The organism is Bradyrhizobium quebecense (genome assembly GCF_013373795.3).
GTDB classification, from domain to species: domain Bacteria; phylum Pseudomonadota; class Alphaproteobacteria; order Rhizobiales; family Xanthobacteraceae; genus Bradyrhizobium; species Bradyrhizobium quebecense.
The window spans coordinates 4,726,905-4,749,908 of sequence record NZ_CP088022.1 but is presented as its reverse complement, the minus strand read 5'-3'; the positions used below and the strand labels follow the sequence as shown (position 1 = coordinate 4,749,908).

The window sequence follows — 23,004 nt, the reverse complement described above, 5'->3', positions numbered from 1 at the left end:
CGTCTCGAAGGATGGACGGCCCCGCTAGTGGCCGATTCGTCCTTCGAGGCTCGCTCCGCTCGCGCCTCAGGATGACGGGGAGAGAGCGGGGATGACGGGGATAGATCCGGCGATGTCTCGCTAGAGCAGATTCTGATCAGACACGGTCATAACCGGCTGCGGCGAAGAAGTTCAGGCACTTTTGGGCGGTGAAGGCGGTCAGGGCGGTGGCAATAGCGTTGTCCAAAGCCTCGATTGATCTGGCGGCGGCCTTTCGAAGTGCGGCTTTGAGCTTGGCGAAGGCCATTTCGATCGGATTGAGGTCGGGCGAATAAGGCGGCAAATAGAGGAGCTGGGCGCCCACGGCATCGATTGCGATGCCGACCTCGGCGCGCTTGTGTGCTGCGAGATTGTCCATCACCACGATGTCGCCGGGCCTGAGTGTCGGCACGAGGACTTGCGTCACGTAAGCCTCGAACGCCAGACCATCCATGGGACCGTCAAGGACCATCGGCGCAGTCATGCCGGTCGCTCTGAGCGCGCCGACGAAGGTCGTCGTCTTCCAATGACCATGCGGGAGCGCTGCGACACAGCGCTGGCCGTACGGCGAGCGGCCATAGCGCCGCGCCATCTTGGTCGAGGCTCCCGTCTCGTCGATAAACACCAACCGATGGATGCCGATCTCAGGCTGAGATGCCTTCCACGCCGCGCGTTCAGCGGCCACGTCCGGCCGATCCTGCTCGCTGGCGTGCGATGTTTTTTTTGAACGTGATGTTGCGGCGATCGAAGAATCGCCAGACCACGCTCGGCACGAAACGCTCGCCGTGGACTTTGAGGAGATGGTCAGCGATCTCGGCCAGCGTCATGTCAGGCGTAGCCTTGACCAGGGAGAGGATCTCCGCAGCATGACCCTCGATCCGAGCTGAACGTCTGTCTCCGCCCTGCGCTCCCGCCTCACAAGCGCCGGTGCTGCGCCATTCGTTGACCAGTTCGATCGCTGTCGATGGCGCTACGCCGAACCGGCCGGCGGCGCCCCGACAGCTCATGCCTTCCTCTTCCACAGCCCGAATAATGCGAAGGCGAAGGTCCGGCGAGAGCGGCTTAGCCATGGGGGCTGGCCTCCATCACCAGCCCTCAGGGTGAATCACGATTTGCCTCACAAGGGAATCTGGAGGGTTCTGTGAGGTCGCGCTCACGCGAGGGCGCGGCAGGCGCTTATGACGCGACCTCATTGAAGCCGGATTGAACGAAGGCGCGGGAGGCTATTCGCGGTTTTGCAGCTATGGGGATTGTTCGAGATCGCCATGCCCGATCTGCTGGCTCGGCGCGTGAGGCAGAGACACAGGAGTGCGCATCCTGGAAGAGTTGAGATCAGACGCGCTTCGCCTGAGATCGCGATAGGCCTTTTGCTGCATCGGACGGTTGTTGTCGCGCAGTGTGACAGCACGGATTCGACATCGTCCGCGATGATCGAGACGCTGGGAGCGAAATGACGAATGATGATCGTCGTGCACGACATGACTTGGCTCACGATGTGTCGCATCGGAACGGTGATGTTCGAGGGCTGGGGCGTCTGAAGCTATGTCGAAAGCGCTCAATGATGCGCATGACGCCACCACAATCGGGACAGGCAGGAACCTCGGCCCGGGTTTGAGCCTCCGAATCCACAGGCGACGGCTGGCCATCGTTTGGGGCTGTTCGCTCATGATCGAGAAGTTCGCGGCAAAGGGCGAGCTTGGCAGCGCGATGGCGGTTGGCCATGAAGCCGAAGTGGCGGATGCGGTGGAAGCCGTCAGGCAGCGTATGAAGCAGGAAACGGCGAATGAACTCATCGGGCTTGAGATTCATGATCTTTGTCGCGCTGTTTTGGCGATAGTCCTTCCATGAGAAGGCGACATGATCGTCGTCGAGTGCGACGAGCCGGCTGTTGGCGATCGCGACGCGATGGGTGTAGCGGCCGAGATAGGCCAGGACCTGTGCGGGTCCGCCGAAGGGCCGCTTGGCGTAAACAACCCAGTTGATGCGTCGCATGGCGTCGAGGTGGGCCGCAAAGGCAGCCGGCTCGGCCAGAGCTCCGAGATCGCCGAAGAAACGGAAGGCACCGGAGTTGAAGGCTGCCGACAGACGTTTGAGAAAAAGTGTGCGAAATAGTCTGGACAACGGTTTGACGGCCAGGAAGAAGTTCGGTCGGCAAGCGGTCCAGCGCGCGCCATCGGGCGAGAGGCCGCCACCCGGAACGACGCAATGGACGTGGGGATGATGCATCAGCGTCTGTCCCCAGGTGTGGAGGACGGCGACGCCGCCGATCGCACCGCCGAGCCGGCGTGGATTGGCGGCGAGCGTCGTCATCGCCTCGGCGGCAGCCTTGAACAGGATGGCATAGACGACGGCCTTGTTCTGGAAAGCGATCGCGGCGATCGGTGCGGGAAGTGTAAAGACGACGTGGAAATAGGGAACCGGAAGCAGGTCGGCTTGACGCGCGGCGAGCCACGCGGCTCGGGCTCTCCCCTGACACTTCGGACAGTGCCGATTGCGGCAGGAATTATAGGCAACGCGTGTCGTGCCGCAGTCGTCGCAAGCCTGCATGTGGCCGCCGAGCGCCTCGGTCCGGCACGCAACGATCGCGCTCATCACGCGCCGCTCGACCCGCCCCAGATGACCGGCATGTACACGGCGATAGGCGTCGCCATGCCGGCACAGAATATCGGCAATCTCGATGGCGGGCCTGTTGGAGCGGATGTCGGAGCGGGTCATGACCCGCATCCCGCTGCGGGTCATCCAGGTGGCGTCACCTCCAGCGACAGGCGATCGAGCGGGCTCTGCGTCGCTCGGATCGTATCGGTGGCGACCTGCGTGTAGCGCGCTGTCGACGACAAATTATTGTGCCCGAGCAAGACCTGGATGATCCGGATATCGGTTCCGTTCTCGAGAAGATGTGTCGCGAAGCTGTGGCGCAGCGTGTGCAGCGTGACGCTGCTTGGTCAGGCCCGCAGCCTTCACCGCCGACCGGCAGGCGGCATGCAGCACGGTCTGATCGATCGGATGATCTTCGTCACGACCAGGGAACAGATAAAGCCGCGGCCGGGCGAGCCGCCAGTAGGTGCGCAGGATGCCCAGCAGCTGGGGCGACAGCATCACGTTGCGATCCTTCGCGCCCTTGCCGTGGCGCACCTGGATGACGCCGCGGGCGCTGTCGATGTCTTCGATCCGCAGTCCCGCAACCTCCGAGGCCCTGAGCCCGGCCGCATAGGCGGTGGTGAGCGCGGCGCGGCTCTTCAGGCTCGATACCGCTTCAAGAAACTGAACCACTTCGTCGGCGCTGAGAACGACCGGCAGCTTGCGCGGTTCTCGCGCATAGGGAATGCGCTCTGGGATGAGCGCCTCGCCGAGCGTGACGCCGTAGAAAAACCGTAGCGCACAGACGATCTGGTTCAGCGCCGGCCATGAGATGCCGGTCGAGACCAAATGCACCTGGAAGGCGCGGACGTCTTCCAGCTCTAACCGGTCAGGCGATCGGCCAAAATAGCGGCTGAACTTCGAAACCGCGCTGATGTAGGATCTTTGCGTCGCCGGCGACAGATTGCGGACGGTCATGTCTTCGATCATGCGGCGGCGAAGAGGGCTCAAATCGGCCATCTCGATACTCCTGTCTGAGGGGGTGGGCTCCAACACCCACATCCTCTCAGCCAGGAGGCGATCTATGCCACCTTGCCCCCTACGCCGCGGCAGCGGCTTAGTTCAATCCCTTCCGATTCCGCCAGGTCAGAAAATGCTCTAATGCGTCGCGCCGGCGGCAATCGGATCGAGCCCGCTCTTGACCAGCGCGTCGCGCGCATCCGACGAGGCGAGGAAGCCGATCAGCGCCTTGCCGGCCTCGGGCTCCTTCGAGACGGTCGCGATGCCGGCGGAGAACACCGTGATCTTCTGCAACGGCTCTGGCAGGGGACCGACGATGTCGATGCCGGCAACAGGCTTCAGCTCCGAGATCTGCTGCAAGCCGATCTCGGCCTCGCCCCTGGCCACGATCTCGCCGACCGGGGTTGCCGGGATCATCCGCGCCTTGTCCTTCATCTGATCGGCGATGCCGAGTTTGCCGAACATTTCGGTCGAGACATAGACGCCGCTGGCGCTGTCGGAATAGGCGACCGATTTTGCGGCCAGCAGCGCCTGCCTGACGCTTTCGGCCGAGCTGATGTCCGGCTGTGGCGCGCCTGATTTCACCGCGATGCCGATCGGCGACTTCACGAGGTCGACGCGGCTGTCGGCCACTACCTTGCCCTGCTTGATGAGGTCACCCAGCGCATAGCCGACCATGATCAGCACGTCGGCCGGCTCGCCGCGCTCCAGCCGCACCGGAATGGCGTTGGTCGTGGTGCCCATCGACGGCCCGAAGGCGGTCACCACCTTGTGCCCGGTCTTGCGCTCGAACTCCGGCACCAGCGCCTTGTAGGCCGCGGTCAGCCCGCCCGAGATCATGACATGGACTTCGGCGGCGGATGCGGCCGACGTGAGGGCGAGGGCGCCGATGACGGCGAGCGTGAGGGCACGGAAGGCGGCGCGCATGGAGTTTCTCCCTGGACGATTCTTGGGAAACGGGTCGTCGTGGCCGGGGAGACTACTGCGCGAGGGGATGCGTGACTAGCTCCGCCGTCATTGCGAGCGAAGCGAAGCAATCCATAGTGCCGCATTTGCGGAGCCATGGATTGCTTCGTCGCTTCGTTCCTCGCAATGACGGGAATGAACGTCGCCAGTCCTCACGAATTCACATGCACGAAATCGCGCAGCAGCGGGTAGATCTCGTTGTTCCAGCGCTTGCCGGAGAACACGCCGTAGTGGCCAACGCCGGCCTGCATGTGGTGCACCTTGCGATAGGTGCGGACGCCGGTGCAGAGGTCCTGGGCGGCGAGCGTCTGCCCGATCGAGCAGATGTCGTCCTTCTCGCCTTCCACCGTCATCAGGCCCATGCGCCGGATCGCTGCCGGGTTCACCGGGCGGCCGCGATGCATCAGCATGCCTTGCGGCAGCAGATGCTCCTGAAACACGTCGCGCACCGTCTCGATATAGAATTCCGCCGGCAGATCCATCACGGCGAAGTACTCGTCGTAGAAGGTCTTGATCACTTCGGCCTTGGCGGTCTCGCCTTTGGCGAGATGGTCGGCGAGGTCGATGTGCTGCTTGATGTGACGTTCCAGGTTCATCGAGACGAACGCCGTCAGCTGCACGAAGCCGGGATAGACTTGACGCAGCGCGCCCTTGCACTGCATCGGCACGTAGTTGATCAGATTGTCCTCGAACCATTTGATCGGCTTGCTCTTGGCGAATTCGTTCACCTTGGTCGGCAGGATCCTTGTGTCGATCGGTCCGGCCATCAGGGTCAGCGATGCCGGCCGCGCCGGATGATTGTCTTCGGACATGACCGCGGCAGCCGCCAGCGCCGACACCGAGGGCTGGCAGATCGCCACCATATGCGCGCGCGGCCCGAGCTGGCCGAGGAAGTCGATCAGATGATCGGTGTAGTCCTCGAGCCCGAAGCGGCCTTCCTTGCGCGGGATGTCGCGCGGATTGTGCCAATCGGTGATGTAGACGTCGTGGTCCTGCAGCAGCGTCTTCACGGTGCCGCGCAGCAGCGTGGCAAAATGGCCGGACATCGGCGCCACCAGCAAGAGCCGCGGCTGCTCCGGGCCGTCCACCTTCCTGAAATGCAGCAGCGAGCCGAACGGCGTTGCGTAGGCGACCTCCTCAGTCACTTGGTATTCCCGGTTGCCGGCGGACACGCTGCCGATGGCGTAGTCGGGACGGGCGTAGGTCAGGGTGGAGCGCGAAATCAGCTCAAGCGCCGCCGCGAGCCGGCCGTACACCCGGTCGGCGGCGCCCTGCGGCACCAGATTGAGGTATTTCAGCGCCGCTGCAGCCCCGGTCCGCCATGGCGCCGTGAGGTCCATGTGGTTCTGATAGGCTTGGTACATCATTGACATCATACGCATCCGCCCCTGGCCCGGCTGGATATGCAATATCGACGCCAGAGCGGGGGCGGGCTGCCCGGCAAATTGGCACGTGGCTTGCTGCAAAAATGAACGGCTTCGGGGCGCGGCGGTTGGACCGGCGCGCGGTCACCGGGGGCTAAGGACGCGTTCAGGCGTGAGGATCCGATATGGCGAAAGCGACACTCACCATCAGCAGCAAGAATTATTCGTCCTGGTCGCTGCGCGGCTGGCTGCTGGTGAAATTCGCCGGGCTGGAATTCGAGGAGGTGGTCACCGCGCCCGATGACGCCTCGGCGCGGGCCGAACTGCTGCTGCTGTCGTCGTCGATCCTGGTGCCCTGCCTGCGCCACGAGGGCGCGACCGTCTGGGATACGCTGGCGATCGGCGAGTATCTTAACGAGGTCATGCCGCACGCCGGGCTGCTGCCGGGCGACCGGATCCAGCGCGCGCATTGCCGCTCGATCTCGGGCGAAATCCATTCCGGCTTCACCACGCTGCGGTCGTCGCTGCCGGTCAACCTCAAGGGGCATTTTCCCGGCTTCAAGATCTGGTCGCGGGCGCAGGCCGATATCGACCGCGTCTGCACCATCTGGCGCGACTGTCTCGGCAAGTCCGGCGGACCGTTCCTGTTCGGCGAACGCCGCACCATGGCGGACGCGATGTATGCGCCGGTCGTGACCCGCTTCATGACCTATGACGTCAAGCTCGAACCGGCCCTTGCGGTGTATGCCAGCACCATCATGACGATGCCCGAGATGCAGGAATGGATCGAGGCCGCGAAGGCGGAGCCGGCCGATGTCGAGGAGCTTGAGGTCGAATATTAGGCAGCGTGCGCCAAGCCTGCCCGCGCCGGCGGCTCAAGCTCCAGGCAGGCCTTGCTCAATGGACGTGCCTTCGGCGTCCGGCACCGGCTGCGTGCGGTGGGCGCGCCCGGCAGCCGCCGAACGCAAATATGTGCCTCGCGCCAAATGCTTCGGCGGCGATATCAGCGCATGGCGGGACCGATCGCCGCAGCACAACCGGGCTGGCAAGGATTTCGCATAGCAACAAGCGAGCTGTGACCGCGACGATGCGACGCTGCCGAAAATTTGGACGCTGAGCCCGCGCCGCGATCTCGCGAACACGAGAACCGTGGAGGCTTGAAATGAACCAGCACGCCATCGTCAGCAAATTCTCCCACGTCAAACCCGGTGACACCGAGTTCAAGGGCGGAGGTCTGCGCGACTTCTTCCTGTATCGGGATCTCGGCATCGCCGATGCCACCGGCGGGCAGGTGATCTGCCATCTGGTCAAGGCCAATCCCGAGCTGCCGCCGGAAGAGGGCACCGGCTGGCACAAGCATCTGTGCGATTTTCAGATCGTCATCATGACCAAGGGCTGGGCGCGCTTCATGTATGAAGACAAGGAGACGCTGGTCGAGGCCGGCGACGTGATCCATCAGCGGCCCGGCATCACCCACTATCTGTTCGACTACTCGAAGGACATGGAATACCTCGAGATCGTCAGCCCCGCCGATTTCAAGACCGTGGATGTGCCGCCTGCGACCGAGACCGTGCCGCCGGTGACGCCGTGGAAATGATCGCGAGGAGGGAGTGCAAATGTCGTCTGCGGAGGAATTAACCTTTGTCGTCGGCCGCTGGCTGCGGCCGATCGTCATGCTTCTGTATGTGGTGCGCTGCCTCGGACTGATGACCACATCTAGCCGTGAACAACGGAGTACGTTGCTCAATCAGTGATTCGGACGCGGTTCGTTCCATCCGCGTTCCAAATCTTAAAACGCCTCGCGTGCGCGTCGCGTTTTGAAACAGCGCGCCAATGCGGCCCTCAGGCCATGCCGGCCTGCTTCACGCGCGGCATGCGCCAGGCGATGACATTGACCTCCAGCGCGCCGCCGGTTGTGTCGTTGCGCCACTGGCCGTCGATGAAGCGGCAGGCGAACGGCAGCTGATACGTTCCGCTGTGATCCTCACAAAGCACTTCCACGCGTTGTTCCGGCGAAGGTTCACCATTGCCGTCGAATTGCGCCAGCCGTTTTTCGCGCGTAGCCATACGATCTGTCTCCACTGCCCAAGGTCGAGCCAAAAGGGGTCGAACCAAACAAGTTCCGAAGGCCCCCGTCCCCACGAGTAGTCCCCGTAATGGGTCAAGCACACCGCTCGAATGCGGTTTCAGTGTGGTATGTGTGCCTGGCTTTCAGCGTCGCGAGCACAAAACTGTGAATGACGCATGTGATTGAGGATGTCGATGATCGCGCGTTTCGTTCTTGCCTTGCTCGTGCCGCTTGCACTCTGCGTCGTCGGAACCGCGCATGCGCAGGACGTTCCCGGTATCGAGATCTGCACCGTCGAGAAGACGATGGAGCGGCGCACCAGTTGCCTGCAGAGCAATGTCGATTTCCTGCAGAAGACGATCGGCAAGCTCACATCGGATCACCAGCAGAAGCTCGACGTAGCTAACCGGCAGATCGAAAGCCTGAAGAGCACAATCGCGGGCTTGCAGAAGCTCGTCACCGATTTGCAGGCGGCGCAGGACAAGCTGACCGAAGACCTGAAGAAGAAAGCCGACGTGTCGCCGGCGAAGGATGCGACGCCGGCCGCGAAGGACGGGACGAAGTAGAAGAATCTATCCGCGACCTCGCTTCACCTCTCCCGCTTGCGGGGGAGGTCGGATCGCATCGAGAGATGCGATCCGGGTGGGGGCTCTCTCCGCGCAATGACTCGCGGAGAGAGCCCCACCCCAGCCCTCCCCGCAAGCGGGAGAGGGGGCGCATCGTTGTCGTGGCTCGCAGCGTGCGGCTCACGCCACCCGATACGTCTCCATCACGTCGCGATCCGGTTCGTAGCCGAGCCCGGGGCCCTGCGGCACGGCGACATGGCCACGGGCGTCGACGTCGATGCGGTCGCCCCACAGGCAGGCGGGGCGCTTCATGAAGAACACCTCGATCAGGCCTTCGTCGCGGATCGCCATCAGGTGCAGCGTGGCGAGGAAGCCCGGCCCGAAATAGGGCGAATGCGGAATCACCTGGACGCCGAACTCGTCGGCAAGCACCGCCACGCGCAGGAATTCGGTGACGCCGCCGACCTTGATCACCGATGGCTGCGCGTGACTGACCGCGCCCGCGGTCATCATCTGGCGGAATTGATGCACCGTGCAGGCGTTCTCGCCGGCGGCGATATCGAGCCGGCCTTCTCTCCGCACCTCCGCGAGCGTCGCAAAATCCTCCGGCGGCCAGATCGGCTCCTCCAGGAACATCGGCGCCGCCTGCTTGCAATCGCGGGCGAACTGGATCGCCGCCGGTCCATCCAGCGGGCAATTCATGTCGACCATCAGCGGCACGCCGGGGCCGATCGCTTCGCGCGCCGCGGCAACGGCCGGCACGGTGGTCTCGTGCAGCTTGATCGCGGCGTAACCGAGCTTGATCGCCTTCCTGCATTCGGCGGCGATGTGCGTCGGATTGCCGATCCGCATCAGGCTGGCATAGGCCGGAATCGTGCTGCGCTTGGCGCCGCCGATCAATTGATGCAGCGGCACGCCCTTCACCTTGCCGGCGAGGTCCCACAGCGCGATGTCGAGCGCCGAGATCGCAAACATCGTGATGCCGTAGCGGCCGAACAGATGCAGATTGCGCTGGATCTGCTCCATCGCGGCGGGAATGCTGGCGGCGTCGGGCACCTCGAGGCCGCGGGCCTGCGGCGCGATCATCTCGGCCACCGCCGCGCAACTCGTCTTCGGGCAGACATAGGCGAAGGCATCGCCCCAGCCGGTCAGGCCTGCATCGGTCGAAACCTCGACCAGCACCATGTCGAGCGCCGAGATCGCGGAGGCGCCCTGGCGGAAGCTTGCGGGGCCTGCGTCATAGGGAATGCGGATATGGTGGGCGCGGACGTCGGTGATCTTCATTGTTGTTGTCCTTCCGATCGCAGGATGTAGCTGGAGCTCGTGACGGCCGGACACGGCAGCCTGGACGGCGTCGCTGCTCGCCTGGGTTCCAGCCATCGCAGGTCTTGGTTGTAAAGCCTTGCTTGTGGCGAGTCTTGCTCGTGAATCGTGTCGAAGACGTGGATGCCCGGCATGGCGCCGGGCATCACGAACTCCGAAATTGTGGAGGAGGCCGTTACGAGCTCTTCTCGCCGCTCATGACGGGGCCGAACCGCTCCCAGCTCTCGCCCTTGAAGCGCATCATCTGCAACTGCTCGATCGGTGCGTAGTCGTCCGGCCCGGTCTTGATCTTGGTGCCGGGCAGATAGATGCCGATCTCGAAGTTGAGGCTCGCCGCCTGCTTCATCAGGTTCTCGCGGGTGAGGTTGTCGCCGCATTGCCGCAACACCTGCTCGAGCCCCTTGGCGACGCCGTAGCCGAACACGGTCGAGGCGTCATTCTGGTCGCCCTCGGGATACCACTTGGTCATGAAGGCGCGCCACTCGTTCATGGCTGGATCGTTCTTCCACTCGTGATCCGCGGGATCCTTCAGATACTGGGTCGACAGGATGTCCTGGCTCGCCTCATAGCCGGCCGGCTTCATCACGCCGCCGATCGAGACGGAGACGTTGGTCAGGAACTGGACCGGATGCCAATCGAGCTCGGCGGCCTTCTTGATCGCCTGCGCCGCAAATTTCGGCGTCGCGATGTTGACGAAGATGTCGGGGTTGGCGCCCTTGATCTGCACGATCTGTGAATCCACCGTCGGCGACGTGGTCTCGTAGGAGGATTCGACGACGATCAGTTTCTTGGCCGCGTCGCCGAGCCCCTCATGCAGGCCGATCAGATAATCCTTGCCGAAATCGTCGTTCTGGTAGAGCACGCCGATGGTCTTGCCGGGATATTTCTGCAGGATGTATTTGGCATAGATGCGCGCCTCGACCTGGTAGCTCGGCTGCCAGCCCATGGTCCACGGAAAATTCTTCGGATCGTTCCACTTGGCGGCACCGGTGGAGACGAACAGCTGCGGCACCTTCTTGGCGTTCATGTATTTCTGGATCGCAGTGTTGCCCGGCGTGCCCAGCGGGTTGAAGATCAACAGCACCTCGTCGCTCTCGACCAGCTTGCGGGCCTGCTCGACCATCTTCGGTGGGCTGTAGCCGTCGTCGTAGGAGACGAAGTTGATCTTGCGGCCGTTGATGCCGCCCTCGCTGTTGACCTTGTTGAAATAGGCCGCTTCCGTCTTGCCGATCGTGGCGTAGGCGGATGCCGGACCCGAATAGGGCATGATGTTGCCGACCTTGATCTCGGTGTCGGTCGCGCCCGGATCGTATTTCTTCTGGGCGTTGGCTGCGCTGGCGACGGCGATCGTCAAAAGCCCCGCAAGCGCCGCAGACTTGACGCAGTTGACATAGCTCAGGCGGTGGTGGTGCATCATTGTTCTCCCTGACATGCTGGCCGCGGCTCGTGCAGTCTTGATTTTCGGGCAGCTTGGTGAGCCGTCGGATCGATGCAACTGCGAGTATGCACGATTGCAGCGGTGTTGCCAGCGACGGCTTTGCGGTAAAATTTCGCGGAGCGGAACCATAGTTTCGCCGCCGCGCAGCAAGGATTGTCAAACGCCGCGCGCCGCGGCCATGCATGATGCCCGAGCTTTGCAGGAAGGCCGTCGTCCATGAATCCAGCCCAGAAGGCGCTCTGGTACATCGAAAGCCACCTGCGCACGTCGCTGACGCTCGATGATATCGCGGTCGTTGCCGGGGTCTCGCGCTTCCATCTGGTGCGCGCGTTCGCGGAGGCGACCGGGTTTTCGGTGATGCGCTACGTGCGGGCGCGCCGCCTCAGCGAGGCCGCGCGCGAGCTCGCGGCCGGTGCGCCCGACATTCTCACGCTCGCGCTGGATGCGGATTACGGCTCCCACGAGGCATTCACCCGCGCGTTTCGCGACCATTTCGGCGTCACGCCGGAGACGGTGCGCGCGACGACGTGTCTGACCAAGCTCAAGCTTCAGGAGCCGATCACCATGATCTCGACCGCTCTCGATCACATCGATCCGCCGCGCATCGCGACCGGCAGGGCATTCCTCGTCGCCGGCATCGGCGAGCGCTACAATCACGCCAATGACAGCACGGCCGGCATTCCAAATCAGTGGCATGGCTTCCACCTGCAATGCGCGCATATTCCCCGCCAGGTCGGTGACGTTGCCTATGGTGTCTGCTGCAACGGCGACGATGCCGGCAATTTCGACTACATCGCAGGTGTCGAGGTCGCCGATTTCTCCGACCTGCCGCGCGAGTTCGCGCGGGTCCGGATCCCCGCGCAGAAATACGTGGTGTTCACCCACGCCGACCACATCTCGACCATTCGCCGCACCGTCAACACGATCTGGAATCGCTGGCTGCCGCAGTCCGGCATGAAGGTCGCCGACGCGCCGAACTTCGAGCGCTACGACGAGAAGTTCGACAAGAACAGCGGCAACGGCGGGCTCGAGATCTGGGTGCCGGTCGAGGAGTAGCTCCCCTCGTCATTCCGGGCTCGCCGCCAGGAGGCGCGCCGTCCGGGCAGATCATGTCGCGAGAGTGCGAAACTGCGTCCCATCCTCAGCTGTCATCGCCCGGCTCGACCGGGCGATCCGCCGCGGCCTCTCGGGCCATGCATCGGCGTCTCTGGAATACTGGATCACCCGCATGCGCGGGTGATGACACCGAGCAAGCTGTTTGACAGGTTGAATCGAGAGCCATCCTCAGCGTCGTCCTGGCGAAAGCCAGGACCCATTACCCCAAATGCCAATTGTTGTGCGACGCCGGGACCACGATCTCCCTTACAATCAAATTCGGTGGCTATGGGTCCTGGCGTTCGCCAGGACGACACCGTCTTTGGTGCTCGAAAGTGCCTGGATCAGTGCGAGCGCGCGAGGCAGAACGCCACGACCTGTTCCAGCGCCGTCTTCATCGGCGAGGACGGGAACAGCGCCAGTGCGTCGACGGCCATTGCGCCATAATGCTGGGCGCGGCTGATGGTGTCCTCCAGCGCGCGGTGCTTGGTCATCAGCCCGATCGCGTGATCGAGATCGGCCGCGCCGATCTCGCCGCGCTCCAGTGCGCGAATCCAGAACTGGCGCTCGGTGTCGTTGCCGCGGCGGAAGGCGAGCACCACCGGCAGCGTGATCTTGCCCTCGCGGAAATCGTCGCCGACATTCTTGCCGAGTTTTGCGGATTTGCCGCCATAGTCGAGCACGTCGTCGACGAGCTGGAAGGCGATGCCGAGATTCATGCCGACCGAGCGGCACGCGGTCTGCTCGGCCTTGGGCCGGTTGGCGATCACGGGACCGACCTCGCAGGCCGCGGCGAACAGCTCCGCGGTCTTGCCGCGGATCACGGCGAGATACTCGTCCTCGGTCGTCGCGGTGTTCTTGGCGGCGGCGAGCTGCATCACCTCGCCCTCGGCGATGGTGGCGGCGGCCGCGGAGAGAATGTCGAGCGCGCGCAGCGAGCCGACCTCGACCATCATCCGGAATGCCTGGCCGAGCAGGAAGTCGCCGACCAGCACGCTGGCCTCGTTGCCCCACAGCATCCGCGCGGACAGTTTGCCGCGGCGCAGCTCGCTCTCGTCGACCACGTCGTCGTGCAGCAGGGTCGCGGTGTGCATGAATTCGACCGCGGCGGCGAGCTTGATGTGGCCGTCGCCTGTGTAGTCGGCGAGCTGGGCCATCGCCAGGGTCAGCATCGGGCGCAGCCGCTTGCCGCCGGAGGAGATCAAATGATTGGCGACCTCGGGGATCATGGTGACTTCGGAGCCGGTCCGCGAAAGGATGGTCGCGTTGACGCGCTCCATGTCAGCGGCGACAAGTCCCACCAGCCCGTCGATCGAAGCATTGGACGGGCTTTCGAAGGGTACAATAACCGCCACGCTGGTCTCCAATTTTGCCGAATTCGCACTATCCTCAGCTATAACAATAGAAACTGCGCGGTGCAGCGGCAAGGCCACGAAGTTGTTGACATGTGACGCATTGGCCGCACAGCCGGGCGGAGAGGAGAGTGGATTTTGCGGGAATTGGTACGGACCAATGACGTGGTGCTGGTCTCCGCCGTCGGCGCGCTGCTCGACAGCGCTAACATCCATCATCTGGTGCTGGACCAGAACATGAGCATCATCGAGGGCTCGCTCGGGGTGCTGCCGCGGCGGATCCTGGTGCACGAGGACGACAACCACGAGGCCCGCCAGCTCCTGACCGATGCCGGCCTGGGCCACGAATTGCGGGCCGATGAGTAGAGCGTTTTCAGGCGAAATTGGCCCGGGTTCGCGTGAAGAAAACGCGTCAAAAAACGAGTCTCCGGCCGCTGAGATCACCGAAGACGGATTCCTCGGCGGGCAATTGCGGCTGCGGCAGCCGCGCAGCGGCCATCGCGCCGGCCATGACGCGATCCTGCTGGCCGCGGCAACGCCGGCTCGATCAGGCGACCGGGTCGTCGATCTCGGCTCCGGCGTCGGCGCCGCCGGGCTGGCGGTGGCGCGGCGGGTGAAGGGGATCGATCTGGTTCTGGTCGAAATCGACCCGGCATTGGCCGAGCTGGCCGGGAATAACGCCAGCGCCAACGCGATCACGGCCGATGTGATCGTGCTCGATGTCGAGGCCGGTGCCTCCGCCTTCGATGATTTTGGCCTCACGCCCGACAGCGCCGACGTCGTGCTGATGAACCCGCCGTTCAACGATCCCTCAAGGCACCGCGCCTCGCCGGACGGCGTGCGGCAGCGCGCCCATGTCGCGACCGCGACCACGCTTGCTAGCTGGGTTCACGCGGCGCGGCGGATCCTCAAGTCGAATGGGCAGCTTGCGATGATCTGGCGGGCCGACGGAATTGCCGAGGTGCTGGCCGCGCTGGATCGCGGCTTTGGCAGCCTCGAGATCCTGCCGGTTCATGGCGAGGCGGCCTCGCCGGCGATCCGAATCCTGGTGCGGGCCACCAAGGGCGGCCGGGCGCCGACTCGGCTGCATGCCGCGCTATTGCTCAAGGAAGAGTCAGGTGTGCCCAATAAATGGGTGCAGGAGATCTTGGCTGGGAAAGGGGAATTGCCGCTGGCGCGGCGCTGACGAGCAGGGATTCTGCCCGCGTCGTACTGGCACTAAATCACTGCGGGGCCGTTTCCGACTGGCGTTCAGGCCTGGATGTGAAGTGGATCGCGGTCAGAAGTGTACCGATCAGCAAAATCAGCAGGTAGATCTTCATGGCTCCCTCTCCGCCCGCGCGTTGCAGCCCCAATGACAAAATGCAAAACGCGTTCCACGAAATCCAATGACACTGGCGTGATAAAAAGTGGTTAATTCGAGGTAACGGCATGAGTGAACAAACAAGTGATCGCCAAGGGCATTCCGGAGCGCATTCTGGAGGACGTTCGGGATGGCTCGAGCGCGTTCAGGGAGTGCTTCCGGCGCGGTTCAGGCCCGGCATGGCTGTCGTGCCGGTGGTGCGGCTGTCAGGCGTGATCGGCGCCGTGACGCCGCTGCGGCCCGGCATGACGCTCTCCGGCGTCGCCAAGATGCTGGAGCGCGCCTTTGGCACGCGGAATGCCAAGGCGGTGGCGCTGGTGATCAATTCGCCGGGCGGCTCGCCGGTGCAGTCCCGGCAGATCTATCTGCGCATCCGGCAACTGGCCGCGGAGAAGAAGCTGCCGGTGCTGGTGTTCGTCGAGGACGTCGCGGCCTCCGGCGGCTACATGATCGCCTGCGCCGGTGATGAGATCTATTGCGACCCGTCCTCGATCCTGGGCTCGATCGGCGTGGTCGGCGGCAGCTTCGGCCTCGAGGGCTTGATCAAGAAGATCGGGGTCGAGCGGCGGCTCTATACGGCGGGCGCGCACAAGGCGATGCTCGATCCGTTCCTTCCTGAAAACCCCGACGACGTCGCCCGGCTGAAGTCGATCCAGCGCGAGATCCATGCGATCTTCATTGCGCTGGTGAAGCAGAGCCGCGGCAGCCGCCTGAAGGGACCCGACGAGGAGTTGTTCACCGGCGAATACTGGGCCGGCGAGACCGCGATCGGGCTCGGGCTCGCCGATGGCATCGGCGACCTGCGCGCGACGCTGCGGGCCCGCTATGGCGAGAAGGTGCTGACCCCGGTGATCGCGCCTGCGAGCGGCATGCTGTCCGGCCTGCTCGGCCGGCGGGCGCCGGGGGCGGGGTCGATGGCGGCGCTGGACGGGCTGGCAAGCTTGCCGGACGACCTGATCTCGGCGGTGGAAACCAGGGCGATTTGGGCCCGATTCGGGCTCTGAACACGGGGATTTGAGCGCGCCATTTAGCCCCAAAAGCGCGATTGCGGCGCAGGCCGGGTTGCGCGAGAATACCCCCCATTGGGGGCCTGACAGACGTGAACGACAAGGATCGACCGATGCCGCCGCTGATTGCATTCGCTGGCGTCCTGGGTGGCTTGGCCGTGGTCCGCTGGGCTTACAAGACGGCCGTCCGGATCAACCAGGAACTGGAAGAGGCGCGATTGTCCCGCGTGGCCGAGACCACGCGCGCGAGCGAAATCAAGACCCTGCGCCGCGACCCCGTGACCGGGGCCTATCGCCCGGGCTAATCGCTTTCGGATTCCGCAAGATGGCGGTGCCGGATTTTCTGGCATCGCCTTGATTCCATTGGCTGCCGCCGATACGGTCCCGCGCGCTTCAAAACCCCCTCGCGAGACCTGTACTGACGATGGACGCCCTGCCTGACCACATGCGCCCGGAACGTTCGTTCCAGGGCTTCATCCTGGCTCTCCAGCGATTCTGGGCCGAGCAGGGTTGCGTCATCCTGCAACCCTACGACATGGAAATGGGCGCCGGCACCTTCCATCCCGCGACCACGCTGCGCGCGTTGGGGCCAAAGCTCTGGAACGCGGCCTATGTGCAGCCGTCGCGGCGGCCCAAGGACGGCCGCTATGGCGAAAATCCCAACCGGATGCAGCACTACTATCAGTTCCAGGTGATCATGAAGCCGTCGCCGCCGAACCTTCAGGACCTGTACCTGAAGTCGCTGGCCGCAATCGGCATCGACGCCGCCGTCCACGACATCCGCTTCGTCGAGGACGACTGGGAGAGCCCGACGCTCGGCGCCTGGGGTCTCGGCTGGGAATGCTGGTGCGACGGCATGGAAGTGTCGCAGTTCACCTACTTCCAGCAGGTCGCCGGCGTCGAATGCGCGCCGGTCGCGGGCGAACTCACTTACGGGCTCGAGCGGCTCGCGATGTATGTGCAGGGCGTCGACCGCGTCTACGATCTCAATTTCAACGGCCGCGAGGGCGCCGAGAAGGTCACCTATGGCGACGTCTTCCTGCAGGCCGAGCAGGAATATTCGCGGCACAATTTCGAGTACGCCGACACCGCGATGCTGTTCGAGCAGTTCAGGATGGCGGAAGAGGCCTGCCGCAAATACCTCGCCGCCGGCTGGCGCGAGGGAAGCAATTCGAAGGAACATCTGATGGCCTTGCCGGCCTACGACCAGTGCATCAAGGCGAGCCACGTGTTCAATCTGCTCGACGCCCGCGGCGTCATCTCGGTGACGGAGCGGCAGAGCTATATCGCCCGTGTGCGCGATCTGGCCAAGGCCTGCGGCGAGGCATGGATCCACACTGAAACGGGCAGGGCGGTCTGATGCCCGATCTCCTCCTCGAACTGTTCTCCGAAGAAATTCCCGCGCGCATGCAGGCGAAGGCGGCGGACGATCTGCGCCGCATGGTGACCGACAAGTTGGTCGCCGAGGGCCTCGTCTACGAGGGCGCCAAGGCGTTCGCGACCCCGCGCCGCCTTGCGCTCACCGTGCACGGCATTCCGGCGCGCCAGCCCGATTTGAAGGACGAGCGCCGCGGCCCGCGCGTCGGCGGACCCGAGCCCGCGATTCAGGGCTTCCTGAAGGCCACTGGTCTCACCTCGATCAGCGAGGCCAAGATCCAGACCGACCCGAAGAAGGGCGATTTCTACATCGCGCTGATCGAGAAGCCCGGCCGGGCAGCGATCGACGTGATCGCGGAGATGATCCCGGTGATCATCCGCACCTTCCCCTGGCCGAAATCGATGCGCTGGGGCGCGCGCTCGGCCAAATCGGGTTCGCTCACCTGGGTGCGGCCGCTGCACGCCATCACCGCGACCTTCGGTCTGGAGACCGAGGAGCCCGATGCCGTCAAGTTCTCGGTCGATGGCATCGAGGCCGGGCAGACCACCTTTGGCCACCGCTTCATGGCGCCGGGTGCGATCTCGGTCCGCCGCTTCGAGGATTACGAGGCCAAGCTGCTCGACGCCAAGGTCGTACTCGATCCCGAGCGCCGCAAGGATACGATCCTGACCGACGCCAGGCAGTTGGCGTTCGCGCAGGGTCTCGAGCTGGTCGAGGACCAGGTGCTGCTCGACGAGGTTTCGGGTCTCGTCGAATGGCCGGTCGTGATGATGGGATCGTTCGAGAAGGAATTCTTGTCGATTCCCGACGAAGTGATCCGCGCCACCATCCGCAACAACCAGAAGTGCTTTGTGGTCAGGGATCCCAAGACCGGGAAGCTGACCAACAAGTTCGTGCTGACCGCCAACATCGAGGCGCCCGACGGCGGCAAGACCATCGTCGCCGGCAATGAACGCGTCATCCGCCCGCGGCTGTCGGACGCGAAGTTCTTCTACGAGACCGATCTGAAATCCAAGCTCGAGGACCGGCTGCCGAAGTTCGAGCAGATCGTGTTCCACGAGAAGCTCGGCACGCAGGCCGCGCGCATCAAGCGGATCGAGCGCCTCGCCGCCGAGATCGCGCCGCTGGTCGGCGCCGATGTCGACAAGACCAAGCGCGCCGCGCGCCTTGCGAAAGCGGATTTGCTGACCGAAGTCGTCGGCGAATTCCCTGAATTGCAGGGCCTGATGGGCAAGTATTACGCGCTGGCACAGGGGGAGGATGCATCCGTCGCCGCGGCGAGCGAGGAGCACTGGAAGCCGCAGGGGCCGACCGATCGCGTGCCGACCGATCCGGTGAGCGTCGCGGTGGCGCTGGCGGACAAGCTCGACACGCTTGCCGGATTCTGGGCGATCGACGAGAAGCCGACGGGATCGAAGGATCCCTACGCGCTGCGCCGCGCAGCGCTGGGCGCGATCAGGTTGATCGTCGAGAACACGTTGCGCCTGCCGATCCTGAAGGCGGCCAAATCCGCGTTGCTTGGGCTCTCGGTCAAGACTGATGCGGAAACACTGCCGAACGATCTGCTCGCCTTCTTCGCCGACCGCCTGAAGGTCCAGCTGCGCGACCAGGGTGCGCGGCACGATCTCGTCGATGCGGTGTTCTCGCTCGGCGGCCAGGACGATCTCCTGCTCGTGGTTCGCCGCGTCGAGGCGCTCGGCAAATTCCTCGACAGCGACGACGGCAAGAACCTGCTCGCGGGCACAAAACGCGCCAGCAACATCCTCAGCATCGAGGAGAAGAAGGACAAGCGGACCTTCGACGGCGCGCCCGACGTCGCGCTCTACAAGCTCGACGAAGAGAAGGCGCTGGCCAAGGCGATCGACCAGGTGAAGGCCGAGGCCTCCGCCGCCGTCGCCAAGGAAGACTTCGCCGCCGCGATGAGCGCGATGGCCAAGCTGCGTCCGGCGGTCGACGCGTTCTTCGACAAGGTCAAGGTCAACGACGACGATCCGAAGATCCGCGAAAACCGCCTGAAGCTGCTCAACGAGATCCGCGCCGCGACGCGCGCGGTGGCGGATTTCTCCCGGATCGAGGGCTAACCGATGGACCGCGCAACGCTCGCCGCTTACGACAAGGAGGCGGCGGCGTTTGCGCAGGACTGGCACGAGCAGCCGGCGCCGGTCGATCTGCAAGAGATCGTCGGGCAATTCTTCATCAAGGGCGGCGTAACAGCCGATATCGGCTGCGGCAGCGGCCGCGAGGTGGCGTGGCTGAATGCCAACGGTTTTCCGGCCGAAGGCTTTGATGCCTCCGAGGGCCTGCTCACGGAAGCTCGTGCCCGCTACCCGACGCTGCGCTTTACCCACGCCGAATTGCCCGAGCTATCCGGCGTCGCCGCCAACAGCTTCGACAATGTGCTGTGCGAGACCGTGATCATGCATCTCGATCCCGCGCTGATCGCGCCGTCGGTGCGCCGCATGTTCGAACTCGTGACGCCCGGCGGCATCTTCTATCTGAGCTGGCGCGTCACCGCAGGTGACGATGCGCGCGATGCGCACGGCCGGCTCTATGCAGCCTTCGATACGGCGCTGGTGCGGGCTGAGTTGGCGGCGGCCGAATTGCTGCTCGATGCGGAAGTCGTCAGCGCCTCGTCCGGTAAGGTCATTCACCGGCTGGTCGCCAGCAAGGGCAGGTGATGATGGCAAGGCTCGCGACATGCGCCTGCGGACAGCTCCGCGTCACCTGTCAGGGCGAACCCCTCACGATATCGCTGTGTCATTGCCTGGAGTGCCAGAAGCGAACCGGCAGTACCTATGGCGTCGCCGCGTTCTTTCCGCGCGCCGATGTCGAGCCGCAGGGCGAGGCGCGCGAATACAGCCGCATCGGCGGCAGCGGGTCTCCAGTGGTCTTTCATTTCTGCCCGAATTGCGGATCGTCGGTCTATTGGGAGCCCGGTCGCGCGCCGGATCTGATAGGCGTTGCAGTCGGCGCCTTCGCGGACCCTGATTTTCCCGCGCCGTCGCAATCGGTCTTTACGCAGCGCCGCCACGCCTGGGTCGTCGACAGGTAAGGGGTTGCCGCCACGAGATGTGTCGCGCCAGAAATATTTCGAAACAATTCGCAATTTATTAACCATGCCCTGCGAGGGTCCTGGCGAGTCAACGATTTCTTAAGAAATCGCCCCTCGCGCCAATGCAGGGACCTCCCCGATGACCTCGATCGGCACCACGCCCAATCCTTACGCCCAATATGGTTCGGCCTATGCGCGGGCCGCCGCGACGCCCTCGCTGGCGGCGACTTTGTCGGGCGACGGCACCGCCGGCGACCTGTCGGCGTCCGCGACATCGAGCGCTGCAACCAACCTGACGCTGTCGGACGCCGCCCGCGCGCAGCTCGCCAAGGCGCCGCTGCCGGATTTTGCGACCGTCACCAACGACGCGCGCGTCACGCTCGACCGGCTCTACACGGTCGCGGGCGTGAACAAGCCGATCGTCGACGGCAAGACCACCATCGATCTCTCGACACTTGATCGCCGCTCGCTGTTTGCGATCTCGACCAACAATGGCGGCAAGTTCACGCCGGACGAGCAGGCGGTCGCCGCCACCGAACTGAAGCAGCGCTTCGACAAGGCCTTAGCGCCGTCGCTTGCGACCACGCGCCTGACCGGCGACTACAGCGTCAGCTACAAGTCGGCGCTCGACTATCTCGACGGCGCCAGCGATGAGGAAAAGGCCACCGCCACCTGGGCCAACCAGCGCGCCGCGGTGCTGAAGGGCTATCAGGCGACGCAGCAGGATCCGAACAAGGCGCCGGCGGGAATTCCAGGCGACCCGATCGCGGCCGCGCTGGCGGGAACCACATCTCCCACGACGGGTAACACGCGCGACTTCAGCGGCGTGGCGAGCGACGTGCGCGCCTTCCTCGATCGGCAGAAGAGCGAGGCGGCGAAGAGCGGCAAGCAACTGGTGTACGATTCCCGCCGCAAGACCGGGCAGCTCGCCGACCTGTCCTCGCTCGACAACCGCTCGCTGTCGGCGATCTCGCTGAACCAGGACAAGAAGTTTTCGGGCGAGGAGATCTTCGCGGCCAAGCAGGAACTCAACACGCGGACCCGCCTTGCCGTGCTCGATGCATTGAAGCAGAGCCAGTCCGCCGGCGATCCGCGCCAGTTCAGCCTCGGCATCCTCAAGCAATATTCCTCGATGAGTGCTGAGGAACGCCAGGCGGCCAACTGGACGCAGGATTTCCAGGACGCCGCGATCAAGAGCTACAAGTCGACCTCGACGCTGCTCTCGATCCTGAAATCGTAATTCGGTGCGACACTGAAGCGGGAAGAGTTTTGGTTGAATCGGCTTGCCGCGCTTTCGGTTCACCTCTCCCGTCGGGGAGAGGTCGGATTGCTCTCGGCGATGCGAAGCATCGTCCGGTGCAATCCGGGTGAGGGCTCTTGCTTCTCTCGACAGACCGTAACCCCTCACCCGATTTGCTGTGCAAATCGACCTCTCCCAAAGGGAGAGGTGAACTTTTCGACGCCGCTCCAGCTCAGCCTAATCTCATCATGCTTTAGAACAGAAGAGCCCCGCCCGGAGGGGAGGCCGGGCGGGGCTTTCTGGTCCGGTCGATCTGCGCGCACATCCGCTTGCGCGGCGCCCGGACTGTTCGTTCAGGCGATCGTGCAGAGTTGCGCTATTCGACGACCTGAACGATCCGTCGCGAACGCGGCTCGACCAGAACGGTCTCGCCATTCACAACGGTGTAGCGATAAGGCGTCGCGCCGAACCGTTGCGGCACGTCGTAATAGGTTACGCCGGCATCCGGCAACACGGTGCCGACCACGACGCGATCCGGAACGGTGTAGTTCGGTACGCGCTCGCGCACGATGTATTCGCGGAATGCCGGGCGCTGCTCGACGGCAATGCCCTCGTCATCCTCGACTGCAACCGGCGGGCCACCGCGGACAATGCCGACGGTCTGGGCCTGTGCGGCAACAGCCGGCACCGTGATCGCAGCAGCAACCGCTGCAACGGCAAGTATTCTGTTTCGCATGGCTCGCTCCATTCGTCTGACGCGCGCGCCGGCCTTCGCCGATGCGCACGGCGAGCCAATGCATCTGGTGTGGCGATGTTCCGGAAAAACCGCCGCCACATACGCGGCATTTTGGAGCAATTTTCGTGAGTTGCGGGAACTCTCAGGCCGTGACGGACGTCTTGATGTGGAAACCCCCGCAGCGGATAAACTGCCGCTCGATTCGCTCCTCCAAAAACCGCCGGAGAACTCTTCAATGGTCATCACCGCTGGGCATTTGCCGCACATTGTCGCTCTGATTGCAGGCATCCTGATCCTGATCATGCCGCGGCTGCTCAACTACATCGTCGCGATCTACCTGATCTTCGTCGGGCTCGTGGGGATGGGCCTGCTGCGCTGGCTGCACCTGTAGCGGGAAAGCGGGGTTTCGCGGCTTGCGCGGAACCCCCCAAAATGGTGTAA

The 23,004-nt window shown here is 64.0% G+C and carries 23 protein-coding genes and 1 pseudogene; 14 read left to right on the top strand and 10 right to left on the bottom strand.

Annotated elements, in window-relative coordinates; genetic code table 11:
- Positions 1 to 136 precede the first annotated feature (136 nt).
- The 5 genes and pseudogenes from HU230_RS23025 to HU230_RS23005 form a co-directional block, all read right to left on the bottom strand.
- A protein-coding gene (locus HU230_RS23025; protein WP_176529724.1) for an IS630 family transposase occupies positions 137 to 1,088 on the bottom strand; the annotation gives its coding sequence in 2 pieces (ribosomal slippage) (positions 137 to 749 and positions 748 to 1,088; 954 coding nt in all).
- Positions 1,089 to 1,506: 418 nt separating this feature from the next.
- Positions 1,507 to 2,733, bottom strand: coding sequence for an IS91 family transposase (locus HU230_RS23020; RefSeq protein WP_176529012.1), 1,227 nt, complete (start codon positions 2,731 to 2,733; stop codon positions 1,507 to 1,509).
- Between the two features lie 20 nt (positions 2,734 to 2,753).
- Positions 2,754 to 3,615: pseudogene (locus HU230_RS23015) on the bottom strand (tyrosine-type recombinase/integrase).
- A gap of 138 nt (positions 3,616 to 3,753) precedes the next feature.
- Positions 3,754 to 4,542 (bottom strand): substrate-binding domain-containing protein, encoded by a 789-nt coding sequence (locus HU230_RS23010; RefSeq protein WP_176529725.1) that lies wholly within the window; start codon positions 4,540 to 4,542, stop codon positions 3,754 to 3,756.
- Between the two features lie 191 nt (positions 4,543 to 4,733).
- Positions 4,734 to 5,957, bottom strand: a complete 1,224-nt coding sequence (locus HU230_RS23005) for a polyhydroxyalkanoate depolymerase (protein ID WP_176534909.1) — start codon at positions 5,955 to 5,957, stop codon at positions 4,734 to 4,736.
- Between the two features lie 173 nt (positions 5,958 to 6,130).
- Between HU230_RS23005 and HU230_RS23000 the strand changes: the two genes are divergently transcribed.
- Together HU230_RS23000 and HU230_RS22995 are read left to right on the top strand one after the other, a co-directional pair.
- Positions 6,131 to 6,787 carry a glutathione S-transferase gene (locus HU230_RS23000; protein ID WP_176529726.1) on the top strand — a complete coding sequence of 219 codons (657 nt, stop codon included), beginning with the start codon at positions 6,131 to 6,133 and terminating at the stop codon, positions 6,785 to 6,787.
- 320 nt (positions 6,788 to 7,107) lie between these two features.
- Positions 7,108 to 7,542 (top strand): cupin domain-containing protein, encoded by a 435-nt coding sequence (locus HU230_RS22995; RefSeq protein ID WP_176529727.1) that lies wholly within the window; start codon positions 7,108 to 7,110, stop codon positions 7,540 to 7,542.
- A 245-nt stretch (positions 7,543 to 7,787) separates the two neighbouring features.
- Here the strand turns inward: HU230_RS22995 and HU230_RS22990 are convergent, their stop codons facing one another.
- Positions 7,788 to 8,012 carry a hypothetical protein gene (locus HU230_RS22990; RefSeq protein ID WP_029079022.1) on the bottom strand — a complete coding sequence of 75 codons (225 nt, stop codon included), beginning with the start codon at positions 8,010 to 8,012 and terminating at the stop codon, positions 7,788 to 7,790.
- A 195-nt stretch (positions 8,013 to 8,207) separates the two neighbouring features.
- Here HU230_RS22990 and HU230_RS22985 point away from each other — a divergent pair, with 195 nt between their 5' ends.
- Complete coding sequence (locus HU230_RS22985) at positions 8,208 to 8,579, top strand: hypothetical protein (RefSeq protein ID WP_176529728.1); 372 nt, start codon at positions 8,208 to 8,210, stop codon at positions 8,577 to 8,579.
- 180 nt (positions 8,580 to 8,759) lie between these two features.
- Here HU230_RS22985 and HU230_RS22980 read toward each other — a convergent pair whose 3' ends face one another.
- Positions 8,760 to 9,863: a mandelate racemase/muconate lactonizing enzyme family protein gene (locus HU230_RS22980; protein ID WP_176529729.1), complete on the bottom strand. Its 1,104-nt coding sequence runs from the start codon at positions 9,861 to 9,863 to the stop codon at positions 8,760 to 8,762.
- A gap of 214 nt (positions 9,864 to 10,077) precedes the next feature.
- On the bottom strand, positions 10,078 to 11,319 hold the full coding sequence (locus HU230_RS22975) for an ABC transporter substrate-binding protein (RefSeq protein ID WP_176529730.1): 1,242 nt from the start codon (positions 11,317 to 11,319) through the stop codon (positions 10,078 to 10,080).
- Positions 11,320 to 11,556: 237 nt separating this feature from the next.
- On the opposite strand from HU230_RS22975, the gene HU230_RS22970 reads away from it, so the two are divergent.
- Positions 11,557 to 12,396 (top strand): AraC family transcriptional regulator, encoded by an 840-nt coding sequence (locus HU230_RS22970; protein ID WP_176529731.1) that lies wholly within the window; start codon positions 11,557 to 11,559, stop codon positions 12,394 to 12,396.
- 383 nt (positions 12,397 to 12,779) lie between these two features.
- Here the strand turns inward: HU230_RS22970 and HU230_RS22965 are convergent, their stop codons facing one another.
- Positions 12,780 to 13,790, bottom strand: a complete 1,011-nt coding sequence (locus HU230_RS22965; RefSeq protein WP_176529732.1) for a polyprenyl synthetase family protein — start codon at positions 13,788 to 13,790, stop codon at positions 12,780 to 12,782.
- A 135-nt stretch (positions 13,791 to 13,925) separates the two neighbouring features.
- Here HU230_RS22965 and HU230_RS22960 point away from each other — a divergent pair, with 135 nt between their 5' ends.
- The 9 genes from HU230_RS22960 (at position 13,926) to HU230_RS22920 (ending at position 21,827) form a co-directional block, all read left to right on the top strand.
- On the top strand, positions 13,926 to 14,153 hold the full coding sequence (locus HU230_RS22960) for a putative signal transducing protein (RefSeq protein ID WP_173638095.1): 228 nt from the start codon (positions 13,926 to 13,928) through the stop codon (positions 14,151 to 14,153).
- 16 nt (positions 14,154 to 14,169) lie between these two features.
- Positions 14,170 to 14,973, top strand: coding sequence for a tRNA1(Val) (adenine(37)-N6)-methyltransferase (locus tag HU230_RS22955; protein ID WP_176534910.1), 804 nt, complete (start codon positions 14,170 to 14,172; stop codon positions 14,971 to 14,973).
- Positions 14,974 to 15,218: 245 nt separating this feature from the next.
- Entirely contained in the window at positions 15,219 to 16,154 is a 936-nt protein-coding gene (locus HU230_RS22950; protein WP_176529733.1) for a S49 family peptidase, read from the top strand.
- A gap of 116 nt (positions 16,155 to 16,270) precedes the next feature.
- Entirely contained in the window at positions 16,271 to 16,462 is a 192-nt protein-coding gene (locus HU230_RS22945; RefSeq protein WP_050403245.1) for a hypothetical protein, read from the top strand.
- Between the two features lie 119 nt (positions 16,463 to 16,581).
- Entirely contained in the window at positions 16,582 to 17,517 is a 936-nt protein-coding gene (locus HU230_RS22940; protein WP_176529734.1) for a glycine--tRNA ligase subunit alpha, read from the top strand.
- On the top strand, positions 17,517 to 19,616 hold the full coding sequence (gene glyS / locus HU230_RS22935) for a glycine--tRNA ligase subunit beta (RefSeq protein ID WP_176529735.1): 2,100 nt from the start codon (positions 17,517 to 17,519) through the stop codon (positions 19,614 to 19,616). Before HU230_RS22940 ends, glyS begins: the two co-directional genes overlap by 1 nt.
- Before the next feature lie 3 nt (positions 19,617 to 19,619).
- On the top strand, positions 19,620 to 20,213 hold the full coding sequence (locus HU230_RS22930) for a class I SAM-dependent methyltransferase (RefSeq protein WP_176529736.1): 594 nt from the start codon (positions 19,620 to 19,622) through the stop codon (positions 20,211 to 20,213).
- Between the two features lie 2 nt (positions 20,214 to 20,215).
- A complete protein-coding gene (locus HU230_RS22925; protein WP_210284192.1) occupies positions 20,216 to 20,587 on the top strand; it encodes a GFA family protein in 372 nt (123 codons plus the stop codon).
- 139 nt (positions 20,588 to 20,726) lie between these two features.
- Entirely contained in the window at positions 20,727 to 21,827 is a 1,101-nt protein-coding gene (locus HU230_RS22920; protein WP_176529738.1) for a hypothetical protein, read from the top strand.
- 376 nt (positions 21,828 to 22,203) lie between these two features.
- On the opposite strand, the gene HU230_RS22915 is transcribed toward HU230_RS22920, so the two are convergent.
- Complete coding sequence (locus HU230_RS22915; RefSeq protein ID WP_176529739.1) at positions 22,204 to 22,563, bottom strand: DUF1236 domain-containing protein; 360 nt, start codon at positions 22,561 to 22,563, stop codon at positions 22,204 to 22,206.
- Positions 22,564 to 22,798: 235 nt separating this feature from the next.
- Between HU230_RS22915 and HU230_RS22910 the strand changes: the two genes are divergently transcribed.
- On the top strand, positions 22,799 to 22,954 hold the full coding sequence (locus HU230_RS22910; RefSeq protein WP_084518327.1) for a DUF3096 domain-containing protein: 156 nt from the start codon (positions 22,799 to 22,801) through the stop codon (positions 22,952 to 22,954).
- The last annotated feature ends 50 nt before the right edge of the window (positions 22,955 to 23,004 follow it).

Excerpts from the sequence above, each read along its gene's own strand:
- HU230_RS22970 (WP_176529731.1), top strand. The coding sequence starts at position 11,557 with ATGAATCCAGCCCAGAAGGCGCTCTGGTACATCGAAAGCCACCTGCGC.
- HU230_RS22940 (WP_176529734.1), top strand. The coding sequence starts at position 16,582 with ATGGACGCCCTGCCTGACCACATGCGCCCGGAACGTTCGTTCCAGGGC.
- HU230_RS23020 (WP_176529012.1), bottom strand. The coding sequence starts at position 2,733 with ATGACCCGCTCCGACATCCGCTCCAACAGGCCCGCCATCGAGATTGCC.
- HU230_RS22980 (WP_176529729.1), bottom strand. The coding sequence starts at position 9,863 with ATGAAGATCACCGACGTCCGCGCCCACCATATCCGCATTCCCTATGAC.
- HU230_RS22950 (WP_176529733.1), top strand. The coding sequence starts at position 15,219 with ATGAGTGAACAAACAAGTGATCGCCAAGGGCATTCCGGAGCGCATTCT.
- HU230_RS22945 (WP_050403245.1), top strand. The coding sequence starts at position 16,271 with ATGCCGCCGCTGATTGCATTCGCTGGCGTCCTGGGTGGCTTGGCCGTG.
- glyS (WP_176529735.1), top strand. The coding sequence starts at position 17,517 with ATGCCCGATCTCCTCCTCGAACTGTTCTCCGAAGAAATTCCCGCGCGC.
- HU230_RS23010 (WP_176529725.1), bottom strand. The coding sequence starts at position 4,542 with ATGCGCGCCGCCTTCCGTGCCCTCACGCTCGCCGTCATCGGCGCCCTC.
- HU230_RS22930 (WP_176529736.1), top strand. The coding sequence starts at position 19,620 with ATGGACCGCGCAACGCTCGCCGCTTACGACAAGGAGGCGGCGGCGTTT.
- HU230_RS22975 (WP_176529730.1), bottom strand. The coding sequence starts at position 11,319 with ATGATGCACCACCACCGCCTGAGCTATGTCAACTGCGTCAAGTCTGCG.
- HU230_RS23005 (WP_176534909.1), bottom strand. The coding sequence starts at position 5,957 with ATGATGTCAATGATGTACCAAGCCTATCAGAACCACATGGACCTCACG.
- HU230_RS22995 (WP_176529727.1), top strand. The coding sequence starts at position 7,108 with ATGAACCAGCACGCCATCGTCAGCAAATTCTCCCACGTCAAACCCGGT.
- HU230_RS22985 (WP_176529728.1), top strand. The coding sequence starts at position 8,208 with ATGATCGCGCGTTTCGTTCTTGCCTTGCTCGTGCCGCTTGCACTCTGC.
- HU230_RS22920 (WP_176529738.1), top strand. The coding sequence starts at position 20,727 with ATGACCTCGATCGGCACCACGCCCAATCCTTACGCCCAATATGGTTCG.
- HU230_RS22925 (WP_210284192.1), top strand. The coding sequence starts at position 20,216 with ATGGCAAGGCTCGCGACATGCGCCTGCGGACAGCTCCGCGTCACCTGT.
- HU230_RS22915 (WP_176529739.1), bottom strand. The coding sequence starts at position 22,563 with ATGCGAAACAGAATACTTGCCGTTGCAGCGGTTGCTGCTGCGATCACG.
- HU230_RS22910 (WP_084518327.1), top strand. The coding sequence starts at position 22,799 with ATGGTCATCACCGCTGGGCATTTGCCGCACATTGTCGCTCTGATTGCA.
- HU230_RS22990 (WP_029079022.1), bottom strand. The coding sequence starts at position 8,012 with ATGGCTACGCGCGAAAAACGGCTGGCGCAATTCGACGGCAATGGTGAA.
- HU230_RS23000 (WP_176529726.1), top strand. The coding sequence starts at position 6,131 with ATGGCGAAAGCGACACTCACCATCAGCAGCAAGAATTATTCGTCCTGG.